The following is a 17,623-nucleotide window of genomic DNA, read 5'->3' as shown; positions in this document are numbered from 1 at the left end:
AGGAATGGGCGCGCGTCTCTACGGCGCGGCGCGGCTCAGCCGCGTGGGGCTTCCGGGCAGGACCGTCACGCGGTCCCCAGCCTTCAGGCCCCCGGCATCGGCCTGGATGACCTGCAGTTCCGTGCCCGTCTCGCCGCGCACGGTGATCTCCACCGCCGTGCCTCCTTCCCCGCGCAGGACGGCAGGGCGCGTGGCAAGGACGGTGCCGCGGGCCGGCGAGGCCGGTCCGGCCGTTGTCGCGGCCGCGGGCGCCGGGGCCGCCGGCTCCGGCCCGCAGGCCGCGAGCGGGGCGAGAAGGAGCGCGATGACAAGGGGGGCGGATTGGCGGGCCGGGGAAGAAAGCGGGGTGGCGGGCATGGATCTTCCTCGACGGGAGCTCGGCGCGGGCGGGGTTCCGGGCAGGGCCAAGATGGCGCCGGAGGGCCGCCCGGCCAATCCCGGACCGCCCCTTCCGCGCGGTTCCGCCGCCTTACGGCCGCAAAGTCTCCTTGCCGTGGCCGCAAGCTTCCGTTAGCCCTGCCGGTGCGACAGTCAATCGCGGCCGGCGGGAGCCGGCGACACCGCGTGGGGACGCGGGGTCGTGGGTCTCCCGCTCGCCGGGTAACCGGCCGGCCGAAGCACAGGGGGTTGAGGGGATGAACCTGATCGTTCGCGGCGCGAAGGCGCCGAGTCCGCGGGGTGCGTCCGGCTTCCGGCGCGGCGCGCGTGCCGTGGCGGCGATGTCGGTCATGGCGGCACTGGCCGCCTGCGGTAGCCAGCCGGAAACGTCGGGGCCGGTGACGAGCGCCCGCTCCACCTCCACCACCCGGATCGCCAGCTACGATCCGCCTGGCCCGTCCTCCGATCCCTGGGGGCCCTATATCCGCGAGGCCTCCGCGCGCTTCGACGTGCCGGAGCGCTGGATCCGCGAGGTGATGCGCCAGGAGAGCGGCGGGCGCGTGAGCGCGACCTCCCGCGTGGGCGCCATGGGGCTGCTGCAGCTCATGCCCGGCACCTATGCCGAGATGAACGCCAAGCACGGGCTGGGGGACGACCCCTACCACCCCTGGTCCAACATGATGGCCGGCACGGCCTATATCCGCGAGATGTACGACCTCTACGGCTCGCCGGGCTTCCTGGCGGCCTATAACGGCGGCCCGAAGCGGCTGGAGAACTATCTCTGGGCCGGCGGGCGCATGCCGGAGGAGACGCGGAACTACGTGGCCCGCATCGGGCCCCGCCTCAGCGGCGAGCCGCGCCGCCGGGCGCCGGAGGAGGTCTACGCGGCCGCCGATATCGGCTTCAACCCGCCGGCCCGCCGCAGCAGCGGCGCCGATCCGGCCACGATGCTGGCGATCCGCGAGCAGCGGCGGAACGCCGCCGCCGATGTCCAGGTCGCGCGCCTCGCGCCCGGCCCTGTCACGCGGATGGAGCCGATTCCCGATGGCTCTACCTATGCTTCCAGCCCGGCCGCGGCGCCGGTGCAGTCGCAGCTCGCCTCGCTCGGGCCGAACGTGATCCGCATGGATCCGATCCCCGACGGCTCCACCTACACGCAGCCGGAGCGGGTCGTGGTGGCACAGATGGACCCGATCCCGGACGGCTCGACCTATGCGCGGGAGCCCGCGCCCGTCGTCGTCGCCCGGATGGATCCGATCCCCGACCCGCCCGCGGCGGCCCCCGCGCCGGCCGCCCCGCGCGCCATGGCCGTGGCCTCGGCCGAGGCGGCGCCGGCCAGCATGCCGTTCGAGCGGGCGACGCCCCCGAGCCGCTTCTCCTTCGTCCCCTCCGCCCAGGCCGGGACGCTGCCGACGCCGATGGCGCGCCAGAACGGCCTGCCGCCGGGCGTGCTGCGCGCCGGGACCGCCGCGCCGATGCCTGCGCCCGCCACCGGCAGCTGGGGCATCCAGGTCGGCGCCTTCGCGAGCGAGAACCTGGCGCGCGATGCCGCCGGCCAGGCGCGCAACGGCGCCGGCAACGGCCGGGCGACGGTGATGCCGGTGGCCCAGGGCCGCAACACACTCTACCGCGCCCGCGTCACCGGCCTGTCCCGCGATGCGGCGCAGAGCGCCTGCGACCGGCTGCGGGCCCGCGGTAACTGCATGATCGTCTCGCCCGAGAGCTGAGACAGAGAAAAGGCCGGCCGCCACGGCGACCGGCCCTCCAGCACAGGATCGGGGGCCGGGGAGAGGTGATCTCCCCGGCCCCTTCCGTTTCAGGCACCCACGACTTCAGGCACCCACGACGACGGCGCCGCCGAACTTCTGCTCCACGAAGGCCTTCACCGCCGGATCGGCGTAGCCGGCGGCCAGCTTCGCGGCCCAAGGGGCCTGCGCATCGGCGCGGCGCACCACGACGAGGCAGGTGTAGGGGTTGGTCTTCGCGCCTTCCGCCGACTCCGTGGCCAGGCTGTCGCGGCCAGGCTGCAGCCCGGCCGGCACGGCGTAGTTGCCGGTGATGGCGGCGGCATCCACGTCGTCGATCGCGCGGGCGATGGAGGCGGCCTCCAACTCACGGATGCGGAAGCGCTTCGGGTTCTCCGTGATGTCCGCGATCGTGGCGCGGTAGTCGGCGCCGGCGCGCAGCTTGAAGAACCCGGCCTCGGCCAGCAGCACCAGGGCGCGGCCGCCATTGGTCGGGTCGTTGGGAATGGCGATGGTGGCGCCGTTCGGCAGGTCGGCCACGGACTTGTGCTTGCGGCTGAACACCGCCATCGCCGTCAGCACGGTCTTGCCCACGGGCACGAAGTCGTAGCCGCGCTGCTGCCTCTGGGCGTCCAGGAAGGGGGCGTGCTGATAGACGTTGGCGTCGATCTCTCCGCCCTGCAGGGCGACGTTGGGCTGGATGAAATCGCTGAACTCCGTGATGCGGACCACAAAGCCGTCCTTGGCGAGGACGTCGCGCACCTGTTCCAGCACCTGGGCGTGGACCCCGGCGGTGACACCGACGCGGAGCGGCCGGGAGGCGGTGCCGAAGGCGGCGCCCGCATTGCTGCTCTGGGCCAGGGCACCGTGCGCCAGGGTCAGCGCGGGCGCGGCGAGGAGGAGGGAGCGGCGGAGCATGGCTGCGTTTCCTTGATGCGGGTTCAGAAGGCGGGGATGGCGGCGCCCTGGAAGGTGGTCTCGACGAACTTCTTCACCTCGTCGTTCTGGTAGGCGGCCAGCAGGCGGCGAACCCAGGGGGCGTCCTTGTCCTGGGTCCGCACGGCGATGAGGTTGGCGTAGGGGCTGTCGCCGCTCTCGATCGCCAGGGAATCGCGCACGGGGTTTAGCCCGGCGGGAACGGCGAAGTTGGTGTTGATGGCGGCAAGGTCCACGTCCTCCAGCGCGCGCGGGATCTGCGCGGCCTCCAGCTCCGTCACGCGGATGCGCTTCGGGTTAGCGGTGATATCGGCGACCGTCGCGGTGTGGTCCGCGCCCTCCTTCAGGCTGAACAGCCCGGCCTTGGCCAGCAGCACCAGGGCGCGGCCGCCGTTGCTGGGGTCGTTCGGGATCGCCACGCGGGCGCCGTTCGGCACCTCCTGCACAGACTTCACGCGGCGGGAGTAGAGGCCCATCGGGAAGATCAGCGTCTTGCCCACGGCCACCAGCGGCAGGCGGCGGTCGCGCACTGCGGCGTCCAGGAAGGGCTGGTGCTGGTAGGAGTTGGCGTCCAGGTCGCCGGCCGCCAGGGCGGCGTTGGGCTGGATGTAGTCGGTGAACTCCACCACGCGGATCGCCAAGCCGTCGCGCGCCGCGATGTCCCGCACCTTCTCCATCACCTGGGAGTGGGGGCCGGCTGTGGCGCCGATGCGGAGCGGGCGGGCGGCGGTGCCGGCATCCTGCGCGCGTGCGACGGCGGGCAGGACCAGGGGGGAGAGGGCGGCGAGGGCCGCGAGGTGGCGGCGTGTGACGGGCATGGTTCTTCTCTCGTGTGTGTCAGCGCCGGCTGTAGCGCCGGACGAGCCAGTCCCCCAGGGACTGAAGCCCCTGGACGAAGAGGATGAGGATGACGACGACGGTCGCCATCACCTCCGGCATGAAGCGCTGGTAGCCGAAGCGGATGCCGAGGTCGCCGAGGCCGCCGCCGCCGATCGCCCCCGCCATGGCGGAGTAGCCGACGAGGCTGACGAGGGTGACGGTGACGGCCGCGATCAGCCCCGGCATGGCCTCCGGCACCAGCACGCGGGTGAGGATCTGGGTGCGGGTGGCGCCCATGGCGCGGGCCGCCTCGATCACCCCGCGGTCCACCTCGCGCAGCGCGTTCTCGAAGAGGCGGGCGATGAAGGCGATGGCGGCCAGGGCCAGCGGTACCATGGCCGCCGTGGTGCCGATGGAGGTGCCGGCCACCAGCCGCGTGAAGGGCACGATCGCCACCATCAGGATGATGAAGGGCGTGGAGCGCACGGCGTTGATGAGCAGCCCGATCGGCCGGTTGGCCCAGCCATTGGGCGAGAGCCCGCCCGGGCCGGTGGCGTAGAGCAGCAGGGCGAGCGGCAGGCCGACGATCACGGCGATGATCACGCTGCCGAAGGTCATCAGCAGCGTTTCCCACGCCGCCTCGATCATCAGGTCAGTCAGGGCAGGGGGCAGCCAGGGGATCATGCCGGGTCCTCCCCGATCTCGGATACGTCGAGGCCGAGGCCGCGCATCCAGGTGGTGGCCTCCGCGATGGCGGCGGGCGGGCCGTAGGCGGCGAGCGCCATGAGGCCGTAGGGCTCCTGCCCGATCGCGTCGATGCGGCCGGAGACGATGTTCAGATCCAGCCCGAAGCGGCGGGAGGCCTCGCTGACCACGGCGCGGGTGGAGGAGGGGCCGGCGAAGAGGACCTGCAGCAGCCGCCGCTCCTCACCGGGGTTCGGCGCGGGCAGCTTCGCCACGGTGCCGGGCGGTACGACATGGCCGATCACCTCGGACACGAAGCGGCGGGTGGTGGGGTGCGCCGGGCGGGTAAAGACGTCGAAGACGCGTCCCTGCTCGATCACCTTCCCGGCCTCCATCACGGCCACGCGGTCGCAGATGGCCTTCACCACCGACATCTCGTGGGTGATCAGCAGCACCGTCAGGTCCAGCCGGTCCCGGACGGAGCGGATGAGGGAGAGGATCTCCTCCGTCGTCTCCGGGTCCAGCGCGCTCGTCGCCTCGTCGCAGAGCAGGACGCGAGGGCGGGAGGCCAGTGCCCGGGCGATGCCCACGCGCTGCTTCTGCCCGCCGGAGAGCTGGGCGGGGTAGTGATCTCGCCGCTCCTCCAGCCCCACCAGCGGCAGCAGCTCGGCCACGCGCGCCTCGCGCTCGGACCGCGGCACGCCCGCGATCTCCAGCGGGAAGGCGATGTTCGCCGCGACGGTGCGGGAGGAGAGCAGGTTGAAGTGCTGGAACACCATGCCGATGCCGCGGCGCGCCTGCCGCAGCGCGGCTTCATCCAGTGCGGTCATCTCCTGGCCCAGCACGGTCACGCGGCCCGAATCCGGCCGCTCCAAAAGGTTCACGCAGCGCAGCAGGGTGGATTTGCCGGCGCCCGACCGGCCGACGATGCCGTAGATCTCGCCCGGCGCGACATCGAGGGAAACGCCGTCCAGCGCGCGCAGCGGCGTGCCGCGGCCGCGGTATTCGCGGACCAGCGCCTGGAGGGATATGGCCGGCGGGGCGCCGGAAGGTTCGGACATGATGGGGAAACCCGAAGCGGGAAGGGGGGCGGTCAGGCCCGCGGGGTCTGCCACGGATGGGGCGCGCAGGAAATCCAACATGACGCGAAGGACACCTGCACCGCGTTCCGGTCCAAGGGCTGGCACCTTCCGCGATGGCCCCGCGCAAGGCGCACCATCATTCTCCTGTCATTGATCGTGGTTTCTATATTGCACCTAGGGGCGCCGTGCAAAACTGTCAACGCGCCGGGGCGTGTTGCCGCCGGGCCGGGCTGGCCGCACCATCCCCGCATGCACATGCCCGTGACGACCCTTCCCAGCTTCGATGACGTCCGTGCCGCTGCCGAGCGGCTGAAGGGGCGTGTGGTCCGCACGCCGATGCTGCGGCACCCCGTGCTGGACGCCGCCGTGGGCGGAACGGTTCTGGTGAAGCCGGAGCCGTTGCAGCGCACTGGCTCCTTCAAGTTCCGGGGCGCGACCAATGCCGTGCTGAAGCTGCCGGCGGAGCGGCGCGCGGGCGGGGTGGTGACGCACTCCTCCGGCAATCACGGCCAGGCCATTGCCTGTGCCTCGGCGGCGGAGGGCGTGCGCGCCCTGGTCGCGATGCCGCAGGACGCCCCCGCCATCAAGGTGGAGAGCACGCGCCGCTGGGGGGCGGAGGTGGTCTTCTTCGACCGTCTGGGCACGGATCGGGACGCCTTGGCGCAGAAGCTTGCCGAGGAGCGCGGCGCCACCATCATCCCGCCCTTCGACCACCCCGACGTGATCGCGGGCCAGGGGACGGTGGCGGTGGAGCTGATCGAGGACGCCGAGGCGGCCGGGCTGCGCCTGGATGCGCTGGCCATCTGCACGGGCGGTGGCGGGCTGACCGGCGGCTGCGCCCTGGCCGTGGAGGGGATGAGCCCGGGGACGGAGGTCTTCGCCGTAGAGCCGGAGGGATGGGACGACACCGCGCGGTCCCTTGCCGCCGGGCAGCGTGTGCGGGCGGACGGGAAGGGCTCCACCTTCTGCGATTCCCTGCTCTCGGCCACCCCGGGGGAGATCACCTTCGCCATCAACGCCCCGCGGCTCTCCGGCGGCGTCGCCGTCACGCCGGAGGAGGTGCTGAAGGCCATGCGCTTCGCCTTTGACCACCTGAAGATCGTGGTGGAGCCCGGCGGCGCCGTGGCGCTCGCCGCCGTGCTGGCTGGCTACATCCCCGCGAAGGGCCGGACGGTCGGCGTGGTGCTCAGCGGCGGAAACGTCGATCCCGCCGTTTTCACGCGCGCCATGGCCTGACCGCCGACCGGGGGACGCCGGATCAGGTGTAGCCCTTGTTCCGGTGGTCCTCCGAGGCTTCCTCCTGGGTCTCCGCGCCGGCCTGGGAGCCCCCAGAGGAGGTGCCACCGCTGGAGGTGCCGCCGCCGGACGAGGTGCTGCCCGACGAGCTACCGCCCGAGGAGGCCTGCCCACCGGAGGAGGCGCCGCCCTCGGCCGGGCGGAAGTCGAACGCGCCATCCCTGCTCTGCCAGCTCTGCACCGTCAGCACCTTGGCGCCGCCCTTGCTCTCGTGCGGGCCGTGGACCACGCCCTTGGCATGGGTGAGGAAGGCGCCGACGCCCAGGGCTTCCCCGGCCTCGATCAGGTCGCCCTCCAGCACGTAGTGCATCTCGTCGCCCGCCTCGTGGGAGTGGGCCGGGATCACCCCACCCGCCGGCAGGTGGACAATGGAGGTGACGACCCCCTTCGACCGGTCCTCGTTCAGGATCTGGATCCGGAACTCGCCCTTGGCGCCCGGAATCTCGAAGGGCACCGCCTCGCCCGCCGATGCCATCTTCAGGCCCTGACCCGCCCCTTGGTTCGACATGTGCTGCCTCCACTCGCTCGAGCGGAACGAACGTGGCCCCGGACCGGGAAGTTGCCAGGGGTGGATTCAGGCCGCCTTCAGGTGCTCCAGCAGGCGCGGCATCAGTTCCACCAGGTTGCAGGGGCGGAAGCGGGAATCGAGCTGGTGGACGAGGATGTCGTCCCATCCGTCCCTCACCGCCCCGGTGCTGCCAGGCAGGGCGAAGAGGTAGGTCCCGCCCGATACCCCACCGATGGCGCGGGACTGGATCGTGGAGGGACCGATCTTCTGGTAGCTCAGCATCCGGAACAACTCGCCGAAGCCGCTGATCTCCTTCTCCAGCACGCGGGAGAAGGCCTCCGGCGTCACGTCGCGGCCGGTGATGCCGGTGCCGCCGGTGGTGATGACGCAATCCACCTGCGGGTCGGCGATCCAGCGGCGAAGATGGGCCTCGATGGTCTCCGCGTCGTCGCGGCAGATGGCGCGATCGGCCAGGCAGTGCCCGGCGGTCTCGATCCGGGCGGCCAGGGTGTCGCCGGAGCGGTCGGAGGCAAGGTCGCGCGTGTCGCTCACCGTCAGCACGGCGATGTTCACGGGCAGGAAGGTGCGGGTCTCGTCGATGGGCATGCCGGATACTCCTCTGTCCCGGATATAGGCCGCCAGGGCCGCGCAGCCGCCCCCTTCGCGGCGCGTTCGTGCCATGGCAGGGTCCGCCCCCAATCCAGGACTCTGGGTCAGAGAGGAGATTCCGATGCCGCGGCTGCTGAACGCCCTGGGGTTCGTCGCCTTCGTGGTCGGGGCGGTCGCGCTCGCCTTTGCCCTCTACATCCTGCTGGCCGGGGTGATTGGCTGGAACCCCTTCAGCAACGTCCGGCCGATGCTGGCCAGCGTGAACAGCATGGCCGTCATGGCGATCATCGGCGTCGTGCTGCTGGTGATCGGCGCGATGCTCGCCGTGGCGGCGGCCCGGGCGGAGTGGCGGCGGGAGATGCAGGCGGTGGTGGCGCCGTAGCGCCACCCGCCATCCTCACCACTCCCCGAGGAAGACGCCGGCCCGCTTGTGGCTGTCCGTCCGAAGCTCCGCTTCCGCCCAGGTGATGGTGGTGCGGCGCTTCAGCCCCTGGAACCAGGACAGCAGCCTCTCCCGCATCTTCGCACAGACCTCGCCCATGGCAGGATCGGCGCCGAGGTCGTTCAGTTCGCCCGGATCGGCCTGAAGATCGAAGAGCATGGGCCGCAGCCCGCCGGTCCAGTGCACGTATTTCCAGCGGTCCGTCCGCACCATCCAGGCGTGGTGGTGCCCGGTGGGCAGGCCCAGGCGCCGGCGGGCGCCGCGGAAGGTCCAGTCCAGCTCCGAGATCGCAGCATCCCGCCACGTCACCTCGCGCCCGCGGGTAAGGGGGAGCAGGGAGCGGCCGTCGATCACGTGCTTCGCCGGGTCCAGTTCCAGCGCGTCCAGCACCGTCGGCACAACGTCGATCGCCTCGGCGAAGCGGTGCTCCACCGTGCCGCGCGTGGCGTCCGCCTCCGGCGAGGGATCGTAGAGGAGGAAGGGCACGCGCTGGATGCAGTCGTGGAACAGCTCCTTCTCGCCGAGCCAGTGGTCGCCTAGGTAGTCGCCGTGGTCGGCGCAGAACACCACCATCGTGTCCTTCCACCGCCCCAGCCGCTCCATCGCATCCCAGACGCGGCCGAGATGGTCGTCGAGCTGCTTGATCAGACCCTGGTAGGCCGGGCGCACCGTCTCCACCGTCTCGTCGCGGGAGAAGTTCTGCGCCACCTCCTCATTCTGGAACTCGCGCAGCACGGGATGGGCATCCGGCCCGCGCTCCGCCTCGCCCCGCACCACGGGCAGGCAGTCCTCCGGCCCGAACATGGCGTGATAGGGGGCGGGCGCGATGTAGGGCCAGTGCGGCTTCACGTAGGAGAGGTGCAGCACCCAGGGCTTATCCCCCTGCTCCTCCATGAAGCGGACTCCGACATCGGTGGTGTAGGCGGTCTCGCTGTGCTCCTCCCTCACGCGGGCGGGGTAGCGCGCGTTCCGCATCTTCCAGCCGGAGAGCGGGCCATCAGGACCGTCCACGGCGATGACGTAGTCCGTCCAGGGATCCTTGCTGTCGTAGCCCTTCTCGCGGAGCCAGTCCGCGTAAGCGGAATCCGGCTCGCCATGGTGGCCGTCATGCCGGTCCACCAGCGTGAACCAGCCTTCGTCCAGCAGCACCTTCAGCTCGCTCGCACCGTCCACCTCCAGCCGCGCCTGGCCGCGCGCATCGGGTAGCACATGGGTCTTGCCAGCGAGCGCGAGCGTGCGCCCGGCCTCGCGCAGGTGCCAGCCCAGCGTCACCTCACCGACCGAGAGCGGGACGCGGTTGTGCGTGGCGCCGTGCGAGGAGACGTAGCGGCCGGTGTAGTAGGACATGCGCGACGGCCCGCAGATGCCGGACTGCACATAGGCCTGGGCGAAGCGCACGCCGCGCGCGGCCAGAGCATCAAGATTCGGTGTGGGAAGGTGCGGGTGGCCCGCACAGGACATGTGATCCCAGCGGAACTGGTCCGCCATCACGAACAGCACGTTGCGAACGGTCATGCCGGCCTTGTCTTCCCCCGTTTCCTGCCGCCAGGATAGGCCCGGAGGAGGGCCGGCGACAGACCGGCCCCGGCGGGAAACAAGGGGTTCAGGAAAGCATGGCCATGCTCACGCGACGGATGTTGGGGATGCTCGCGGCCGGTACCGCGCTGCCCGGCCCGGTTCTGGCCCAGGGCGACGTGACGCGGATCGTGGCGGCCTTCCCACCCGGCGCGGCGCTGGACGGCGTGGCGCGGCTGCTGGCCGATGGTGCCGCGCGTGGGGCCGATGGGCGCGCCCGCGGTGCGACGGTGGTGGACAACCGGGCCGGCGCCAACGGCAACATCGCCGCCGGCCTCGTCTCCCGCGCGGCGCCGGACGGGCGGACGCTGCTGCTGGCGATCGACACCACCTTCACCCTCAACCCCTTCGTCTATCACCATCTCGGCTACGAGCCGGGAGACCTGGAGCCGGTGGCCATCGCTGGCACCTTCCCGCTGGCGCTGCTCGTCCACCCCTCCACGGGAATCACGAGCCTGGAGGGCTTCGCGCGCGCCGCGCGGGAGCGGCCAATGCTCTACGCCTCGGCCGGCAACGGCTCCCCGGGGCATCTCGCGATGGAGTTCCTGCGCAACAGCCTCGGGCTGCGGAAGCGGGCGCTGGAGCACGTTCCCTTCCGCGGCAATGCGGAGGCGATGACGGACCTCCTCGCCGGGCGGGTGAAGGCTGCCTTCATCGCCGTCTCCGGCGGCGCCGACTTCGTGAAGGACGGGCGGCTGCGGGCCCTCGCCGTCTCCGGCCCCAGGCGCATGCCGATCCTGCCGGAGGTGCCCACCGTGGCGGAGGCCGGCCACCCCGGCTTCGACGTGCGCTTCGCCTACGTGCTGATGGCCCCACGCGGCGTGCCGGCCGAGGCGAAGCAGGAATGGGCTGGCCTCGTCGCCGCGGTGCTGAAGGAATCCGTGACGCGGGAGAGGATGGGAGCCTGGGCGGTGGACCCCGACGCCGGCGGCCCACAGGAGGCCGCGGCCTGGATCGCCTCCGCCCATGCCCGCTGGGGCCAGGTGGCGAAGGACTCCGGGATGCGGACGGGCTGATGCCCACCGCGATCCGGCGCCGGACCCTTGTCGCGGCGCTCTCGGCCGGGGCGCTGGCGCGGCCGGCGGCGGCGCAATCCCCCGATCCCGCGCGCATCATCGTGCCCTTTCCGCCCGGCGCGGCCTCGGACGGCATCGCGCGGCTGCTGGCAGAGCGGATGGTGCGGGCCGGCACATGGGGCGGTGCGGTGCTGACGGAGAGCCGGCCGGGCGCCGGCGGCAACATTGCCGGCGCCGCCACGGCCCGCGCGCGGCCGGACGGGCGCAGCTTCCTGCTGACCATCGACAGCACGCTGACGGTGAACCCGCACCTCTATCCCGATCTCGGCTACGACCCGGACGCGCTGGAGCCGGTGGCGCTGATGGGCACCTTCGCCCAGGTGTTGCTGGCCCATTCCTCTTCCGGTGTCACCGACCTGCCGGGCTTCCTGGCCGCGGCGCGCGGGCGGGGCCTGGCCTACGCCTCGGGCGGGGTGGGCACGCCAGGGCAGCTGGCGATGGAGGCGCTGCGGCTCGCGGCGGGGTTGCCCGCCACGGCGCTGAACCACGTGCCCTATCGCGGCTCCGGTCCGGCGCTGACGGACCTGATTGCCGGCAACGTGCCGGTGGGGTTCCTCGCCATCTCCGGCGCGCCGGACTTCGTGCGCGACGGCCGGGTGCGGGCCATCGCCGTCTCCAGCGCGGAACGGCTGGAGACGCTGCCCGGCGTGCCCACGATCGCGGAGCTGGGCTTCCCCGGGCTGGACATGGAATTTGCCAACCTGCTGATGGCACCGAAGGGCATCCCGGCCGAAGCGCGGGACAGCGTCGCTGCCCTCGCCGTGGCCATGCTGAAGGAGGAGCCGGTGCGCGCCCGCTTCGCCATGTGGAACCTCTCCACCCGTGCCGGCGGGCCGGATGCGGCGGGGGCCTGGATCGCCCGCGCCCGGCCGCGCTGGGGCGAGGTGGTGCGGGCGACGGGGATGCGGGCCGAGTAGCCCTCTAGATTCCCAGCCCGCCCACGGCGGCATCCGCCACGCGGCGCTTGCGGAGCACGTCGATCGTGGCCTGGGCCGTGCTGGCGGCCACGCCCATGCGCTGCATGGCGAAGTCCGCGATCCCCAGTGCCACCTCCCGCTCGCCCATCACGGCCAGGCCGGAGGAGTCCTGCACGTGCAGCCAGTCCACCTCGGCATCCTGGTGGGCGCGCACGGTCACGGCGATGCCGGGATTGGCTGTGCGGGCCAGCTCCACCACGCGTCGCGCCTCCCAGGCCAGGGGCAGGGTGACGATCAGCAGCCGGGCGCGATCGACATGGGCGGCCTCCAGCATCTCCGCCTGGGTGCCGTTGCCCCAGAGCGCGGGCACGCCCTGGTTGTGCAGCAGGTCCACGCGCTGGCGGTCGTCCTCCACCACGATGAAGGGCAGGTGGTGGCGCCGCAGCGCCGCGGCCACCAGCACGCCGACCCGGCCGTAGCCGACGAGCACCGCGTGGTTCTCAAGCCGGGGAAGGTTGGCGTTGAGCCGCCCCGCACCCTCCCGCCCGCGCTGCACCCGCCCGGGCATCCGCGCGGCCAGCGCCGCCAGGAACCGCCGGGTCAGCGGCATCAGGAGGATGGCGCCGAAGCTGCCCAGCAGGATGGGGCCGCGGATCGAGGCCGGCAGCAGGCCCTCGCCGATCGCGAGTTCCATCAGCACGAAGGAGAACTCGCCGATCTGCGCCAGGGCCGCCGCGACCACCGCCGCCGTGGCCGGCGCCACGCGCAGCCCGATAAGGAGGAAGAAGGTGGCGCCGCCATTCGCGAGCAGCACCACGGCGAGGGCGAGGAGCGAGGTGACCGGCGTGTCCAGCACCGTGAGCGGGTTGAGCAGCATGCCGACCGAGACGAAGAAGATCGCCGCGAAGATCCGCTGCAGGGGCAGGGTCTCGGCCGCTGCCTGGTGGCCCAGGTCGCTCTCGCCCAGCACCACGCCCGCGAAGAAGGCGCCGAGGGCGAAGGAGACGCCGAAGAGGGTGGAGGCCCCGTAGGCCACGCCGAGCGCCACCACCACCACGGCGAGCGTGAACAGTTCCCGCGATGCGGAGCGAGCGACCTGGCCCAGCGCCCAGGGCAGGATGCGCCGCCCGATCACCAGCATCAGCGCCGCGAAAGCGCCGAGCTTCGCCACGGCGAGCACGAGGTTGAGGCCGATCCCGTCCCCTCCCTGGTGTCCGGACGCCGCGGGCAGCAGCACGAGGCCGAGCACCACCAGCAGGTCCTGCAGCACAAGCCAACCGAGCGCGGTCCGCCCTGCCTCGCTGGAGAGCTGCCCCTGCTCCTCCAGTGCCCGGGTAGCGACGGCGGTGGAGGCGATGGCCAGCGCCAGGCCGAAGACGAGGGCATGGCCGAAGGGGAGATCCGGCAAGGCCACGCCGAGCACCGCGCCGAGCAGCACGCCCAGCACCACCTGCGCCGTCGCGCCCGGCACCGCGACCCGCCACACCGCCAGCAGGTCCCGCGCCCGGAAGTGCAGCCCAACGCCGAAGAGGAGGAGGCCGACGCCCACTTCCGCCAGGGTGCGGGTGAACTCGCCATCGATGGTGACGCCCGGCGTGTTAGGGCCGATCGCGACGCCTGCGACGAGGTAACCCACCAGCGGCGGCATGCGGATGAGCCGCGCGGCGAGCCCGAAGGCGAAGGCGAAGGTCAGGCCCAGCACGAGGCTGGTGAGGAAGGGCGTGGCGTGTTCCATCGAATCGCGTTTGTCGCAGCCCCGGCCGTTCAGGACCAGGGCGGAACGGTGCGCCTCCGGTGGCGAATTGCGGGAGGTGCCCTCAGGAAAGGATGACGATCACCACGCTGGTGACGATCAGCAGCGCCCCGATCACGTCGCGCTGCTTCAGTGGCTCCTTCAGGTACCAGCGACCGAAGGCGAGGGTGAAGATGATCTCCACCTGCCCGACCGAGCGCACCAGCGCCACGGGGGCCAGGGCGAAGCCGGTGAACCAGCAGGCCGAGCCGAAGGCCGAGAGAAGCCCCACCGGCGCCGCGTTGCGCCAGTTGCTGAACACCTGCCGGAGGGAGGCAGGTTCCCGCACCAGCAGCCAGCCGCCCTGCATCACCGTCTGCATGGCGTTGGTGATGACGAGGGTGCAGAGCGCGCCGAGCACCGTGTCCGCCGCGGCCAGGTCCTGGTTGGCGGCGCGGATGGCGATGCCCGTCAGCCCGAAGCAGGCGCCGGCCGCGATCCCGAAGAGGGCGGCCGGCTGGGCCGTGGCGCGCAGGGCCTCCCCGATGCTGCGGACCTGCCCGGCCATGGAGAGCCACAGCACCGCGCAGACGCCCAGCCCCACCCCCGCCCAGGCGAGCGGGGGAATGTGCTCCCCCAGCAGGATCACGGCGAAGACCGCGCCCTGGATCGCCTCGGTCTTGGAATAGGCGGTGCCGACGGCGAAGCCGCGCGGCGCGAAGGACGAGATGAGGAAGATCGTGCCGAAGATCTGCAGCACGCCGCCGACAAGGCAGAGGAACAGGGCCCAGGGACCGAAGGATGGCAGGGGGCTGCCGCTCAGCCACCACCAGAGCCCGACCAGGGCGAGGCCGGGCGGCACGCCGTAGAGGTAGCGCACCACCGCGGCGGCGTTCAGGGAGAGCTTTCCGCGCAGCTTCTGCTGAAGGGCGGTGCGCCAGCACTGGAACAGGGCGGCGGAGAGGGTGGCGGCGAGCCAGAGGGGCATTCAGCGCGTCCGGGCGGGGTGCGCGGCCGGAAGCGGCGCGTTGTCACAACCCCGCCAGGGTTGGCGGCGCGCGGTCATCCGTCAATCCTGCGCCCGCGCGCCGCCCCATATCCGCCGCATCGCCCGCCCAGGATCCCCGGCATGAGACGCTCCCTTCTCCTCTCCTTCCTCGCCCTGCCGCTGCTTGCCGGGGCCGCTGCCGCGCAGCCGGCGGTCTTTGCCGGGCCGGGCACCCTGCTTCGCCTCTCCGAATCGGCCGAGGTGGTGCGCGCGCCGGACGAGGTGAGCGCCACCCTGCGTTACGAGGCCCGCGAGTCCTCCGCCGCCGGCGTGCAGGCCACGGTGAACCGCGCGATGGCCGCGGCGCTGGAGACGGCGCGCGGCGCGGCGGGCATCACCTCCTCCACCGGCGCCTATCGCAGCTGGCGGCAGGAGGACCCGGCCCGCTGGGTGGCGAGCCAGACCCTCAACCTGCGCGGCAAGGATCAGGCGGCGCTGCTGGAACTGGTGGGCACGCTGCAGTCGCGCGGCCTGGTGGTGGGCGGGATCGGCTTCGGCCTGAATCGCGACACGGCGCGTACGGCGCGGCAGGAGGCCGCCTCCATCGCGCTGGATGCCCTGCGGCGCCGGGCGGAGGCTGTGGCGGTGCAGATGGGGATGAAGGTGGAGCGAATCGCCGAGGTGAACGTCGAGGCGAGTGACGTTGGCACCCCGCGCCCGATGATGGCCCAGGCCATGGCCCGGGCCGCGCCGCCGCCCGTGGCGCAGTCCGACGATATCGTGGTGACCGCCTCGGCCAGCGCGGCGGTGGTGCTGGCGCCGAACTGAGCCGCCGGTTGACGCGGGCAGGGCAGGGCGGGACGGTCCGGCCCAACGAATCCAACCGGAGGACGCCCTTGCCCCGCCTCGCCGCATCCGTACTCGCCGCGCTCGCCTTTCTCGCCGCCCCGGCCCTTCTTTCCGCGGGGGCAGCGATGGCGCAGGCGCAGACGGCGCAGCCGCCCATCCGCCTCATCGTCGGCTTCCCACCGGGCGGCGGCATCGACCTGCTCTCCCGCGTGATGGGGGAGGGGCTCTCGGCCCGGCTGGGCCGCACGGTGGTGGTGGAGAACCGGGCGGGGGCGGGCGGCAACATCGCGGCGGACGCCGTGGCAAAGGCAGCACCGGACGGCAACACGCTGGGCGCCGTGCCCGCCGGGCCGCTGGTGATCAACCGGCACATCTACCGGTCCATGCCCTTCGACCCGCTGCGGGATTTCACCCCGATCAGCCGCTTCGCCGCGATCCCCGTGGTGTTCCTGGCCGCCCCGAAATCGGGGATCACGGACATCGCCACCCTCCGCGCGGCGCTGGAAAAGGGGCCGCTGCCCTGCGGCACGCCGGGGGCAGGCACCACGCAGCACCTCGCCCTGACCCTGCTGATGCGGGAGATCGGGCGGGACTGCACCATCGTGCACTACCGCGGCACCGGCCCGGCCCTGCCGGACCTGCTGACGGGCACGATCGGCCTCTACGTCGATACCGTCGTCACCGGGCTGCCGCCGGCGCGGGACGGGCGGGCGCGGGCCATCGCCATCGCCTCCCCCACCCGCTCCGCCCTCGCGCCCGAGGTGCCGGTGGTGGCGGAGAGCGTGCCGGGCTTCGTGGCGGAGACCTGGCTCGCCCTCGTCGGCCCGCGCAGCCTGCCGGAGCCGGTGGCGGCGCGGCTGGAGGAGGCGATGATTGCCCTGGCCCGCGACCCCGCCGTGGTGGCCCGGCTGCGGGAGCTGGCCTCCGACCCCGTCGGCTCCACCCGGGCGGAGCTGGCCGAGACGATCCGCGCCCAGGATGCCGTCTGGGGCCCCGTGGCGAAGGCGGCGAACGTTACCGCGGATTGAACGGGGGCCGGGGACGGGCCGGGCAGCGCGTGCCATAAGCGCCCGCGATGTCCCCCGTCCTCTCCGGCCTGCTGCTCCAGTTCACGGCCATCGCGCTCTTCGTCGGGCTGGACACGGTTACGAAGCTGCTGACGGTGCACTACCCCGTTCCGCAGATCGTCTTCATGCGCTTCGTGTTCCACACGCTGCTGGTGGCCGCCGCGCTATGGCTGGCCACCGGCCGGCTGCCCTGGCGCAGCCGGGCCCCGGGGCTGGAGGCGGTGCGGAGCCTCTGCCTGCTGGCCGCGAATGCCCTCGTCGTCCTTGCCTTCTACTACATTCCGCTGGCCGATGCGGCGGCCGTCACCTTCGCCTCTCCCATCTTCACCGCCGGGCTTGCGGCCCTGATCCTGGGCGAGGTGGTGGGGCCGCGCCGCTGGCTCGGAATCGGGATCGGACTGGTGGGCGTGATGATCGCGCTGCGGCCGCCCTTCCTGACGGGGGAGATGCCGCATCCCGCGCTGTTCCTGCCGCTGGGCACCGCCGCCTTCTTCGGGGCGTACCAGATGCTCACCCGCAAGCTCTCCGCGGTGGACAGCCCCTCGACCATCATCCTCCACACGGGGCTGGCGGCCGGCGCCGTCTCGGGCCTCGTTCAGCCCTTTGTCTGGCAGGATCCTACGGCCGGGGCCTGGGTCCTCATGGCCCTGGCCGGGGTCTTCGGCCTCTCCGGCCACTACCTTCTCGTCCTGGCCTATTCCCGGGCGCCGGCCAGCATCCTGGCGCCGATGACCTATACCCAGCTCATCTGGGCCACCCTGTCCTCGGCCCTTGTCTTCGGCGACATGCCGGATGGCTGGATGCTGCTGGGCGCGGGGGTGATCACGGCGGGCGGCATCATCACGGGATTGCCGGAACGCCGCCGCCCGGGCTGATCCGCCGGGTTGACCGCTCCGCCGCCCCGCCACAGCCTGCGGCCC

The 17,623-nt window shown here is 72.5% G+C and carries 18 protein-coding genes; 8 read left to right on the top strand and 10 right to left on the bottom strand.

All coding sequences use genetic code 11. From position 1 onward, the window contains the following. Positions 1-18: 18 nt before the first annotated feature. Positions 19-357 (bottom strand): hypothetical protein, encoded by a 339-nt coding sequence (locus NRP21_RS14045; RefSeq protein ID WP_257716841.1) that lies wholly within the window; start codon positions 355-357, stop codon positions 19-21. A 278-nt stretch (positions 358-635) separates the two neighbouring features. On the opposite strand from NRP21_RS14045, the gene NRP21_RS14040 reads away from it, so the two are divergent. After that, complete coding sequence (locus NRP21_RS14040) at positions 636-2,105, top strand: lytic transglycosylase domain-containing protein (RefSeq protein WP_257716840.1); 1,470 nt, start codon at positions 636-638, stop codon at positions 2,103-2,105. A 105-nt stretch (positions 2,106-2,210) separates the two neighbouring features. Here the strand turns inward: NRP21_RS14040 and NRP21_RS14035 are convergent, their stop codons facing one another. The 4 genes from NRP21_RS14035 to NRP21_RS14020 are packed head-to-tail and all read right to left on the bottom strand — an operon-like array spanning position 2,211 to position 5,623. Further along, positions 2,211-3,041 (bottom strand): MetQ/NlpA family ABC transporter substrate-binding protein, encoded by an 831-nt coding sequence (locus NRP21_RS14035; RefSeq protein WP_257716839.1) that lies wholly within the window; start codon positions 3,039-3,041, stop codon positions 2,211-2,213. Positions 3,042-3,064: 23 nt separating this feature from the next. Next, on the bottom strand, positions 3,065-3,877 hold the full coding sequence (locus tag NRP21_RS14030) for a MetQ/NlpA family ABC transporter substrate-binding protein (RefSeq protein ID WP_257716838.1): 813 nt from the start codon (positions 3,875-3,877) through the stop codon (positions 3,065-3,067). A gap of 19 nt (positions 3,878-3,896) precedes the next feature. After that, a complete protein-coding gene (locus tag NRP21_RS14025; protein WP_257716837.1) occupies positions 3,897-4,562 on the bottom strand; it encodes a methionine ABC transporter permease in 666 nt (221 codons plus the stop codon). Then, positions 4,559-5,623, bottom strand: coding sequence for a methionine ABC transporter ATP-binding protein (locus tag NRP21_RS14020; protein WP_257716836.1), 1,065 nt, complete (start codon positions 5,621-5,623; stop codon positions 4,559-4,561). The genes NRP21_RS14025 and NRP21_RS14020 overlap by 4 nt, the downstream gene beginning before the upstream one ends. 282 nt (positions 5,624-5,905) lie before the next feature. On the opposite strand from NRP21_RS14020, the gene NRP21_RS14015 reads away from it, so the two are divergent. Continuing rightward, complete coding sequence (locus NRP21_RS14015) at positions 5,906-6,880, top strand: threonine ammonia-lyase (RefSeq protein ID WP_456300238.1); 975 nt, start codon at positions 5,906-5,908, stop codon at positions 6,878-6,880. Between the two features lie 22 nt (positions 6,881-6,902). Here NRP21_RS14015 and NRP21_RS14010 read toward each other — a convergent pair whose 3' ends face one another. Together NRP21_RS14010 and moaB are read right to left on the bottom strand one after the other, a co-directional pair. Continuing rightward, entirely contained in the window at positions 6,903-7,448 is a 546-nt protein-coding gene (locus NRP21_RS14010; protein WP_257716834.1) for a cupin domain-containing protein, read from the bottom strand. 66 nt (positions 7,449-7,514) lie between these two features. Next, positions 7,515-8,054: a molybdenum cofactor biosynthesis protein B gene (gene moaB / locus NRP21_RS14005; RefSeq protein WP_257716833.1), complete on the bottom strand. Its 540-nt coding sequence runs from the start codon at positions 8,052-8,054 to the stop codon at positions 7,515-7,517. A 124-nt stretch (positions 8,055-8,178) separates the two neighbouring features. On the opposite strand from moaB, the gene NRP21_RS14000 reads away from it, so the two are divergent. After that, entirely contained in the window at positions 8,179-8,439 is a 261-nt protein-coding gene (locus NRP21_RS14000; protein ID WP_257716832.1) for a hypothetical protein, read from the top strand. Between the two features lie 15 nt (positions 8,440-8,454). Here NRP21_RS14000 and NRP21_RS13995 read toward each other — a convergent pair whose 3' ends face one another. Beyond that, a complete protein-coding gene (locus tag NRP21_RS13995) occupies positions 8,455-10,014 on the bottom strand; it encodes a sulfatase-like hydrolase/transferase (RefSeq protein WP_257716831.1) in 1,560 nt (519 codons plus the stop codon). Positions 10,015-10,118: 104 nt separating this feature from the next. On the opposite strand from NRP21_RS13995, the gene NRP21_RS13990 reads away from it, so the two are divergent. Next, positions 10,119-11,090 (top strand): Bug family tripartite tricarboxylate transporter substrate binding protein, encoded by a 972-nt coding sequence (locus NRP21_RS13990; RefSeq protein ID WP_257716830.1) that lies wholly within the window; start codon positions 10,119-10,121, stop codon positions 11,088-11,090. Further along, a complete protein-coding gene (locus NRP21_RS13985) occupies positions 11,090-12,067 on the top strand; it encodes a Bug family tripartite tricarboxylate transporter substrate binding protein (RefSeq protein ID WP_257716829.1) in 978 nt (325 codons plus the stop codon). The genes NRP21_RS13990 and NRP21_RS13985 overlap by 1 nt, the downstream gene beginning before the upstream one ends. A 4-nt stretch (positions 12,068-12,071) precedes the next feature. Here the strand turns inward: NRP21_RS13985 and NRP21_RS13980 are convergent, their stop codons facing one another. Beyond that, positions 12,072-13,802, bottom strand: coding sequence for a cation:proton antiporter domain-containing protein (locus tag NRP21_RS13980; RefSeq protein ID WP_257716828.1), 1,731 nt, complete (start codon positions 13,800-13,802; stop codon positions 12,072-12,074). An 82-nt stretch (positions 13,803-13,884) separates the two neighbouring features. Beyond that, positions 13,885-14,787, bottom strand: a complete 903-nt coding sequence (locus NRP21_RS13975) for a DMT family transporter (RefSeq protein WP_257716827.1) — start codon at positions 14,785-14,787, stop codon at positions 13,885-13,887. 141 nt (positions 14,788-14,928) lie between these two features. On the opposite strand from NRP21_RS13975, the gene NRP21_RS13970 reads away from it, so the two are divergent. The 3 genes from NRP21_RS13970 to NRP21_RS13960 all read left to right on the top strand — a co-directional run bounded on the left by NRP21_RS13970 (position 14,929) and on the right by NRP21_RS13960 (position 17,578). Further along, complete coding sequence (locus NRP21_RS13970) at positions 14,929-15,615, top strand: SIMPL domain-containing protein (protein ID WP_257716826.1); 687 nt, start codon at positions 14,929-14,931, stop codon at positions 15,613-15,615. Between the two features lie 68 nt (positions 15,616-15,683). Continuing rightward, the gene (locus NRP21_RS13965; RefSeq protein WP_257716825.1) at positions 15,684-16,664 is read left to right on the top strand and encodes a Bug family tripartite tricarboxylate transporter substrate binding protein; all 981 of its coding nucleotides are present in this window, start codon (positions 15,684-15,686) and stop codon (positions 16,662-16,664) included. 47 nt (positions 16,665-16,711) lie between these two features. Continuing rightward, the gene (locus NRP21_RS13960) at positions 16,712-17,578 is read left to right on the top strand and encodes a DMT family transporter (protein ID WP_257716824.1); all 867 of its coding nucleotides are present in this window, start codon (positions 16,712-16,714) and stop codon (positions 17,576-17,578) included. Positions 17,579-17,623 lie beyond the last annotated feature (45 nt).

The organism is Roseomonas populi (assembly GCF_024594815.1).
GTDB lineage: Bacteria > Pseudomonadota > Alphaproteobacteria > Acetobacterales > Acetobacteraceae > Roseomonas > Roseomonas populi.
Note: the sequence above shows the minus strand (reverse complement) of the source record. Positions and strands in the feature narration are given on the sequence as shown.

What these genes read in the sequence shown, in the direction of transcription:
- NRP21_RS13980 (WP_257716828.1), bottom strand. Translation starts at nt 13,802, where the DNA reads ATGGAACACGCCACGCCCTTCCTCACCAGCCTCGTGCTGGGCCTGACC.
- NRP21_RS13975 (WP_257716827.1), bottom strand. Translation starts at nt 14,787, where the DNA reads ATGCCCCTCTGGCTCGCCGCCACCCTCTCCGCCGCCCTGTTCCAGTGC.
- NRP21_RS14030 (WP_257716838.1), bottom strand. Translation starts at nt 3,877, where the DNA reads ATGCCCGTCACACGCCGCCACCTCGCGGCCCTCGCCGCCCTCTCCCCC.
- NRP21_RS13970 (WP_257716826.1), top strand. Translation starts at nt 14,929, where the DNA reads ATGAGACGCTCCCTTCTCCTCTCCTTCCTCGCCCTGCCGCTGCTTGCC.
- NRP21_RS14000 (WP_257716832.1), top strand. Translation starts at nt 8,179, where the DNA reads ATGCCGCGGCTGCTGAACGCCCTGGGGTTCGTCGCCTTCGTGGTCGGG.
- NRP21_RS14040 (WP_257716840.1), top strand. Translation starts at nt 636, where the DNA reads ATGAACCTGATCGTTCGCGGCGCGAAGGCGCCGAGTCCGCGGGGTGCG.
- NRP21_RS13985 (WP_257716829.1), top strand. Translation starts at nt 11,090, where the DNA reads ATGCCCACCGCGATCCGGCGCCGGACCCTTGTCGCGGCGCTCTCGGCC.
- NRP21_RS13960 (WP_257716824.1), top strand. Translation starts at nt 16,712, where the DNA reads ATGTCCCCCGTCCTCTCCGGCCTGCTGCTCCAGTTCACGGCCATCGCG.
- NRP21_RS14020 (WP_257716836.1), bottom strand. Translation starts at nt 5,623, where the DNA reads ATGTCCGAACCTTCCGGCGCCCCGCCGGCCATATCCCTCCAGGCGCTG.
- NRP21_RS14025 (WP_257716837.1), bottom strand. Translation starts at nt 4,562, where the DNA reads ATGATCCCCTGGCTGCCCCCTGCCCTGACTGACCTGATGATCGAGGCG.
- NRP21_RS14035 (WP_257716839.1), bottom strand. Translation starts at nt 3,041, where the DNA reads ATGCTCCGCCGCTCCCTCCTCCTCGCCGCGCCCGCGCTGACCCTGGCG.
- NRP21_RS13995 (WP_257716831.1), bottom strand. Translation starts at nt 10,014, where the DNA reads ATGACCGTTCGCAACGTGCTGTTCGTGATGGCGGACCAGTTCCGCTGG.
- moaB (WP_257716833.1), bottom strand. Translation starts at nt 8,054, where the DNA reads ATGCCCATCGACGAGACCCGCACCTTCCTGCCCGTGAACATCGCCGTG.
- NRP21_RS14045 (WP_257716841.1), bottom strand. Translation starts at nt 357, where the DNA reads ATGCCCGCCACCCCGCTTTCTTCCCCGGCCCGCCAATCCGCCCCCCTT.
- NRP21_RS14010 (WP_257716834.1), bottom strand. Translation starts at nt 7,448, where the DNA reads ATGTCGAACCAAGGGGCGGGTCAGGGCCTGAAGATGGCATCGGCGGGC.
- NRP21_RS13990 (WP_257716830.1), top strand. Translation starts at nt 10,119, where the DNA reads ATGCTCACGCGACGGATGTTGGGGATGCTCGCGGCCGGTACCGCGCTG.